This is a genomic window from Brevibacillus fluminis (genome assembly GCF_003710825.1).
In the GTDB taxonomy this organism is placed as follows: Bacteria; Bacillota; Bacilli; order Brevibacillales; family Brevibacillaceae; genus Brevibacillus_D; species Brevibacillus_D fluminis.
Map to the genome: position 1 here is coordinate 1 of NZ_RHHQ01000095.1, position 1,177 is coordinate 1,177.

Sequence of the window (1,177 nt, forward strand, 5' to 3'; positions counted from 1 at the left end):
CATCAGCTGGAGTGTGATTTTTGTCGGCTATGCTTCCGTGTGGTATGCGTTTTGGTGGGGGGTTACTCAGCATGGCTGCAGATGGTTTTACTGGAAAGTGGCTTTCGCCATGGCTCCACTCGCCGTTGCGCTGGTCCTATTCAATCCCCATCAAGACCCGCAGGCGATGATCCCGTTATCAGCAGGGGAGATGAAGTTTCGCTTCAGTGCCATTGCGACAGGAACGGTATTGTTCCCTCTTTATGCAATTGCACTGCGCACATTTGTTTTTCGGGAAGATGGCCAGACCATGTGGAAGCGGACGATCTTGGCCTGCCTCGCCTTAATGTTAATCGGGTGCCTAGCATTTGCGGCGAGCTGGTATCTGATGCCATTGCTATATGGGGTTGATTTTTTGTGAATAAATGTAACATTTCATCATGTTACGAATTACATGTCGTTTCCGTCTTCCTAAATAGAACCAATGGAAAATCAAAAAAGCAATGGAGACGTATGAGAATGAAACCGAAAGTAAGGAAGCTTGTTTTGGCAGGCACCGTTTTGTATTCGCTCTTGATTTTGTTTTTTATGTTTTTTGCTTTCAATCGGTGGAATCATTCCGCCAATATTGACGAGTACGTCTTTATGCTGGTTCCTGAGACAGTCCCGCTCAGATTTCCCGAGCTTTCGTTTTTCTGGCTCTTCGATTTTGGCAACATCGCCGCCTTTCTTCCTTTCGGCGTCCTGATTCCCATGCTGTATCGTACCCGATTTTGGCGCTTCATTACGGGCTTTATTGCGGCGATTCTTGTTTTGGAAACGCTGCAGGCGATAACCCATCTCGGCTCGTTTGATGTGGATGATGTGATCTCCAATACATTAGGTGCAGTGATTGGATACGCCGTCTATCGCGTGGGATTCGCTGGGGCCTTGTCGTTGAAAAAGGTTTGGGCTGCGTCTCTCACGGCTGTCGCACTTTTGTTTGGCGTCATGGTTATGTCTGAGGCCTTAGAGAAAAGGGAAGGGCCGATTCGGGCTTTGTCGGAGTGGAGGGAAGCGACCGGAAGTGAACCTGTGACGGCAAATCTGGCAAGCTTCACGGTAAAAGGCCAAAAAATCGAACCGAAATGGAACGTTTACAGCAGCCAGGAAGAACAAAAGAAAACATATACCTATTTTCTCGGGAACAAAACCGACG

2 protein-coding genes are annotated in these 1,177 nt (G+C 47.9%); both read left to right on the forward strand.

The window, feature by feature from the left end; translation table 11 throughout:
• The coding region (locus tag EDM56_RS31675; RefSeq protein ID WP_183192663.1) for a hypothetical protein at positions 1 to 400 on the forward strand (400 nt) is incomplete at its 5' end.
• Between the two features lie 98 nt (positions 401 to 498).
• On the forward strand, positions 499 to 1,177 hold a 679-nt coding region (locus EDM56_RS31115; RefSeq protein WP_148040462.1), incomplete at its 3' end, for a VanZ family protein.